Annotated in this window: 6 protein-coding genes; 4 read left to right on the plus strand and 2 right to left on the minus strand. The window is 59.5% G+C overall.

The window, feature by feature from the left end:
* Positions 1-584: 584 nt before the first annotated feature.
* Together MKK65_RS22815 and MKK65_RS22820 are read left to right on the plus strand one after the other, a co-directional pair.
* Positions 585-800 (plus strand): hypothetical protein, encoded by a 216-nt coding sequence (locus MKK65_RS22815; protein WP_243960331.1) that lies wholly within the window; start codon positions 585-587, stop codon positions 798-800.
* A 62-nt stretch (positions 801-862) separates the two neighbouring features.
* Positions 863-1,027, plus strand: coding sequence for a hypothetical protein (locus MKK65_RS22820; RefSeq protein ID WP_243960332.1), 165 nt, complete (start codon positions 863-865; stop codon positions 1,025-1,027).
* Positions 1,028-1,305: 278 nt separating this feature from the next.
* Here MKK65_RS22820 and MKK65_RS31415 read toward each other — a convergent pair whose 3' ends face one another.
* The gene (locus tag MKK65_RS31415) at positions 1,306-2,547 is read right to left on the minus strand and encodes a response regulator transcription factor (protein WP_243960333.1); all 1,242 of its coding nucleotides are present in this window, start codon (positions 2,545-2,547) and stop codon (positions 1,306-1,308) included.
* A gap of 194 nt (positions 2,548-2,741) precedes the next feature.
* On the opposite strand from MKK65_RS31415, the gene MKK65_RS22830 reads away from it, so the two are divergent.
* Both MKK65_RS22830 and MKK65_RS31595 read left to right on the plus strand, forming a co-directional pair.
* Positions 2,742-3,950: a cupin domain-containing protein gene (locus MKK65_RS22830; RefSeq protein ID WP_243960334.1), complete on the plus strand. Its 1,209-nt coding sequence runs from the start codon at positions 2,742-2,744 to the stop codon at positions 3,948-3,950.
* Positions 3,951-4,854: 904 nt separating this feature from the next.
* Positions 4,855-5,049, plus strand: a complete 195-nt coding sequence (locus tag MKK65_RS31595) for a NepR family anti-sigma factor (protein WP_409565483.1) — start codon at positions 4,855-4,857, stop codon at positions 5,047-5,049.
* Here the strand turns inward: MKK65_RS31595 and MKK65_RS22835 are convergent.
* Positions 5,046-5,987: sensor histidine kinase (locus tag MKK65_RS22835; RefSeq protein WP_243960335.1), on the minus strand; the 942-nt coding region annotated here is incomplete at its 5' end. The genes MKK65_RS31595 and MKK65_RS22835 overlap by 4 nt on opposite strands.

Here is a 5,987-nt window from a genome sequence, read left to right on the forward strand (position 1 = left end):
TCTGGCCCTGTGAAATCAGAACGTCCGCCTGACGTAGCTTCGCGACGATCTCCTCGGGCTTCGGGTGCTTTGCCATCTCGTCCGTCCTCCAGGCTCAAAAGCCATACCAAAGGGCGGACCACTTCAATGGGGGCTGACCACGGCCGCTATGGGTGGGTAGCGGAAGTCAGCCACTTGCCTCGAAGCGGACGTTCCGCATCCGACCCGATTACGTCATCCCGGATCGCAATCGCATGCATAACCGGACGTTTGGTTTTGAGTTTATCACAATAATCCTAGAAACTTCAGTCGATCCTCGATAGTTGACACTCATCATTCCGGCTGTGATTTTCGAACATTATTGAAAGGGTGTCTTGAGAACCATCAGCCTCTGCAATGGAATGGCATAACAAGGTGTGGCGATCCGCAATCCCGTCCACACCGTGGCCACGATTAATGAATTCGCCAATATAGATATGAAGTTGGTAATTTTACGGCTTGGCCTGGAGGGCTAAGCCCGAGGCTTCATATCATCCGAACGGATGATGCGCCTCCCTTCGACTCCCGATACCTCTACCATCGGGGGGTTCGCAGAGGGATTTTTAATGCGCTACTTTCTGATGCCCGTCCTGCTCATCGCCACAGCTACTGCGCCGCGCGCGGACGATCTAGCAGACCTGCCGGAATTGGCCTGTGCGCTGGCCTCGACGCCGTTGGAGCTCCAGCAGATCGGATGCCCAGGCTATGCCTCGTTGAGTACTGAGAGGTCAGCAGAAGAAGTGGCCCGATCCGAGCAATCAGGTGAGGTGTCTAACGATTGATCCTCCCACTTCTAAGCATGGTTACCATTTATCTTTGGGGTCGCTACAAAGGAGCAAATCGCATGTCCGGCGAAGGACCGCCTCTATTATTTGTTGCGCTATGGGGTACGTTCGCCCTGCTGATGCTGCTTGGACAGATGCAGCTCATCGAGCGGGGTTCCCACATTGCTACGTCTTATCAAATCTTTGACAGCAGTGACCCAATCGCCGTCGCTGCACTCGACTGATAATTGGTCGGACCAAGATCTCTGATGCATCTCTGTGTTGCGCGACCCATATAGAACTTCAATGCGAAAAGTGAGCATGACCAGCGCGCAGACAATCTAGGGGGCCTGCCGAAATTCGCGTGCTCACAAGCATCGACCCCGCTGGATCGCGAGCAGCTTGGCTGCCCAGATCCGACTCCAGCGGCGGCTTCGCGGCCCCCGGATGAAACCGTACGGTTCGATCGCCGTAGACTGTACGCCGCGAGATTGATTTAGATCACTTCGGTCGGCATTGCCCCTCAGAGCAGCGGGTTGCCATGCGCCGCTACGGCGCTGACTAGTTCGGAGCGTCGGTGCGTTCCTGTTTTTGCAAACAAGGACGCAAGATGCGTTTTTACGGTCGCCCCCCCCACGCCTAGGGAGCTCGCTATCTCGGCGACCGTACCGAGCACCACCGCCGCCTGTAGGACCCGAACCTCACTCCCCGTCAAGCCATGGAGTTTGGCCAGCACTTCGATGCCGGAAGTGATCGGTACTTCCGTTTTGCGAGCGAATACGGCGGCCTGTGCCCGATGTCCGAGATACCCCGTTTGGCGAGCACCGGAAGACAGCGGCAGGACATGCACAAGATGTCGCTCTTTCTGTTTGTTCGTTAAAACAATCGACGGGGGGCAGGACATCATCGAGTGGTCGTTCCCGGTACTGGACGAGGCGTAAGCTGCTCGTAGTGTTTTATCGGCGGCACGGTCTGATGCGGCGAGGACGCCATCACGTCGACAGAGCATGTCACCCTTGCGTAGAAGACTGAGACCGGCCTCGTTGGCAAAATCCAGTTTCCCAACAGCATTGACCAGGAAAACAGCGGCCGTCACACGATCGAGCACTGCTTCCAGCGATGTAGTTTTCGATCGAAGACCGTCAAACTCACGGCCGATCATCACGGCGCGTTGCAGGTGCGGCGCTAGCAGTTCCAATTTCCGCCTCATCTCGTCGTCGACAAACCCTTGCGCGCGACTGCGACGGACAGAAAACGCCGCAACGCCGACTGCAAAGCGATGGAGATTGACGCCGATGACATCGATGAAACCCTGTGGGGCTACCCACTCTTGATAGAAACGCGTCTGTGCAAACTCCTCATGTGGAATGATATCGCCACCACTGAAGACTATACCGGTCGGAACAAAAGATATAGCTGGGAAAAAGGGATTTAAGGCTGCGTAGCGCTCAAGATAATTTCGGACGTAATCCGGATTGTCACCCCAGTCGTGAAACACTGCCGCTTGGTTATTTATCGGATCCTGCCAGAACAGGTTCGCAGCGGTCCCGTCCAAAAACCCGGTGGTGAGCTGAAGCGCTTCCCGCCAACGCTCTGCGTCGAGCGCCGCATCATACACGGTACTTAGGATTTGCGAGAGCTGTTCTGCCTCCGTTCCGGCACGAAGTACGACAGGATCAATCTGCAGCTCTTGGACAACGCGCCCGTGTTCCGGCGCCTTGCTCAAAAGTGCATGAGGGCCCTGAGATAATTCACTGTTCGTCACTTCAGGTCCTCACCAGCGCGGTGACCATAGGTGGCCATCACTTGCCCAACCTGATTCGAAACATGTCTGAATGCAGCATATCATCCATTCGGCTGACGTCGAATGCCTCGAAAAATACGAGTGTGGCCGTCGGATGTGAGAACGTCCGCTCAATCATCCCGTAGCAACGGGGTTTCCTTTTGATTGATGGCGCAATGCTGAAGGCTAAAGGGGGGCACGTGGAAACTGAGCGGCGATTTTTCCTCGGTGGACTGGCCTTCGGCATGGGTGCTGTCGCGGCAGGGCGAGCTATCGGAGCTGACGGTGACGGTCGAGCAGCAGGCAAAGAAGCATCATCCTCTCAGGCCTTCGTTCGTACCATTCCGCGCAAACCCGGTGCGGCCCAGCCCTTCACCGGGCGGCTCGACGGCGGGGCCATCAAGGCGACCTCGGGCGGTTGGGCGCGTGATCTCACCGCCAATCAATTGCCAATCGCGACTGGCATTGCGGGCGCCCACCTGTTCCTCAATCCCGGCGGCGTCCGCGAGATGCATTGGCATTCGTCGGCTGAATGGGCTTACGTGATCAACGGTCATTGTCAGGTGACAATCTTGGATCCCGACGGCGGCTTGGAGGTCTTGAACTTTGGCCCCGGCGACACTTGGTCGTTCCCAGCTGGCCATGCCCACGCGATCCAGACGCTGGGCGATGTGCCCTGCCACGCCATCCTGACGTTCGACGACGGCCTCTACGGTGATCACGGAACTTTCGGCTTGAGCGATTGGCTCAGCCGGCTCGACCACTCGATCTTAAGGGCGGCGTTCAATTTGAGCGAGGCCGTGACCCGCGATCTGCCGGAGGCTGAAGTTTACATCGCGCAAGGTCCAGTGATCCCACTGGATGGAGATGTCGCCCGCGGCGAGCGACGCTTGAACGCTGCGAGCTCGCACCGGTTCGCGCTCGCGCAGGCTCAGCCGTTGATCGAATGCTCCGCCGGCACACTGCGCATTGCTCCGGCCAAGGCGTTCCCGATCTCGACGACGATGACGGGTTTCAGCGAGACGTTGCTGCCGGGCGCCCTGCACGCACCGCACTGGCATCCAAGCGCGAACGAGTGGCACTTTCTACTCGAAGGCCGGACGCGCGTGACGGTGTTCGAGCCCGAGAAGCGCTTGGCAACGGCGGATTTGAAGCCTGGCGACTGCGCTTACCTGCCGCGAGCCGCCGCGCACATGATCGAGAACATCGGTGACGAGCCGTGTACATTTGTCGGGGTTCACGACAGTCCCTCGCACCAGGAATGCTCGCTATCACAGTGGATGACCTTGGCGCCCCGCCAGGTTATCGCATCAAATCTAGGATTGCAGGAAGATGACCTGGCTTGCCTACCGAAAGAGCCAATCGTTTTCACACGATCGGTTTGACCATGTCAGCTCGGCATAGCACTTTCGTGATCATAGCAATTATTCTGTTTGCTGCGCCGGGTAGGCCGGATGCGCGAATTGCGATAAATCAGCCTCAAAAAGCAGCGGATTTGCAAACGCTGGACCCGCCTCCGGCTACGGACGTTATCGTTTTGGAACTCGCCGACGATTGGGGCATGGTGAGCATCGATCCTAAACTCTTGATCTCGGTACAGTCGAGCGGACCAGGAGCGGATCAATCATGCATCGTCATTTGGCGCGACGGGCAAGCCATCGTACGGGGGAACGTCCGCACCACCAGAAATCGACTGGGCCTTACTCCGGCACAATGAGTGCGAAGCATAAATTGTGTACGACCTGTCGGTTCGTTAAAATTTCTAGGTTCCGTACGGATTAAATTCGCTGGTCCGTCGGGTCGTAGTAGGATGTCCGCTTCCTGCTAACTTTTGCCATGACGCGGTCAGACATCCTTCGGCCAGACTACGTCGCGTCGGATCGCAAGTGTGCGCAGAACCGGACATTCGGCTTCCCGCCAATCCCGGTCGCAGGCGACAGTCAGCTGGGTTGCCCGCGAGCGGACATTCCCAGGGTCAGCGAAGGGTCGGGAGCGGCCTGTATTTCGAAACCATTCTCTGTCCGTTCGATCCTTGGCTATCTGCCTAAGCTGACCCTATCGAACTGATGAAAACTATGAGGATGTTTTTCCGCGCTCATCCGACCCGCTTCGACGCAGTTGTGCTCGTCATGTCACACGCTTCGGCTTTCGCCGGTTAGTGGGAACGTAACGGCGTCGGTCCATTTTAACGCAGATCCTCGCAACCTGCGGTCGTAGGAGCCACTTGGTGTGACAGAGCGAACGCCCCCGATTGGGCCGGCGATGATCGACCTTGAAAGCCCCCTCCCCATGCCAGGACCCCAGACGCACTGGGTTCACTCCAGCTCCCCCCATGCGATCCAGCGTCACCTCGGCCGCAATCTGCGGCAGGTCTACGCCGTGCTCCCGTCCGAGCCGGTGCCAGAGGCTATGGCCGCACTGCTACGACGGTTGGATACCACCCAGAGCCAACGTGTCTTTGATCCGGACGCTACCGAAGATTAGCCGAGCGATCCCAGATCGTGGGCCTGCAATCCCCTGAGCGGCGCCGTGATCGTACAGACCACCCCCGTCGGCGGGTAGGCGAGGTCGACCACCCCGCCAAAGCTGCCGGCAAGCCCGCGACCGATCAACCGCGTGCCGAAGCCCGTTCGTGTCGGTGCGACCACAACCGGGCCGCCGACCTCCCGCCAGCTCAGCACCATCTCCGGCTCGTGCATCTCGGATCTGATCTGCCAATCGATCGTGACCTGCCCTGCATCGGTCGACAGCGCGCCGTACTTGGCCGCGTTGGTCGCGAGTTCGTGCAGGATCAGCGAGAGGGAGAGCGCCGCCCGCGCGCCCACCGCGACCGGCGGACCCGCGATCACGAAGCGATCGGGCCGATCCCGGTGCAGCTCCAGGGCATTCGTGATCAGGGTGTCGAGCGCGGTGCTGCCGATCTCACCGCCGAGTAGGAGGTCATGCGACTTGCCCAGGGCGACGAGCCGCCCGGCGAGCACCTCTTTAGCGGTGTCCATGTCGGTGGCTGTGCGCATGGTCTGCGTGGCGATGGCTTGCACCATCGCCAGCACGTTCTTCATGCGGTGGCTCAGCTCCTGGTTAAGCAGCCGCTGCCGGTCCTCGGCCTCGACCCGGGCGATAGCCGCGCGGGCGCAATCGGCGACGCTTTGCAGGAAGGCCACCTCATCGGCGCTCCACGCGTGCGGCGTCGGCTTCAGCGCGAAGAACAAAGCCACGAAGCGGCCGCGCTCCATGACCGGCAGATTAACTAGCGCGCGCGCCTCCATGGCGGCGAACGTGTCAGCCGCAGCCGCCGTGCGCGCGTCGCGGGCGAGATCGGCGATCAGCACGGTCGCGCCGGCCTGCAGATCGTCGATGTACGAGCCATAGTCGCGGAACCTGTGCAGCCCGGCGATGGCCGGGACGCCGGGCGTGCTCCA

It is taken from the genome of Methylobacterium sp. J-001 (assembly GCF_022829565.1).
GTDB lineage: Bacteria > Pseudomonadota > Alphaproteobacteria > Rhizobiales > Beijerinckiaceae > Methylobacterium.

Bases quoted from the DNA above. Each gene is read 5' to 3' on its own strand.
- MKK65_RS22815 (WP_243960331.1), top strand. From the start codon at position 585: ATGCGCTACTTTCTGATGCCCGTCCTGCTCATCGCCACAGCTACTGCG.
- MKK65_RS31595 (WP_409565483.1), top strand. From the start codon at position 4,855: ATGCCAGGACCCCAGACGCACTGGGTTCACTCCAGCTCCCCCCATGCG.
- MKK65_RS22820 (WP_243960332.1), top strand. From the start codon at position 863: ATGTCCGGCGAAGGACCGCCTCTATTATTTGTTGCGCTATGGGGTACG.
- MKK65_RS22830 (WP_243960334.1), top strand. From the start codon at position 2,742: ATGCTGAAGGCTAAAGGGGGGCACGTGGAAACTGAGCGGCGATTTTTC.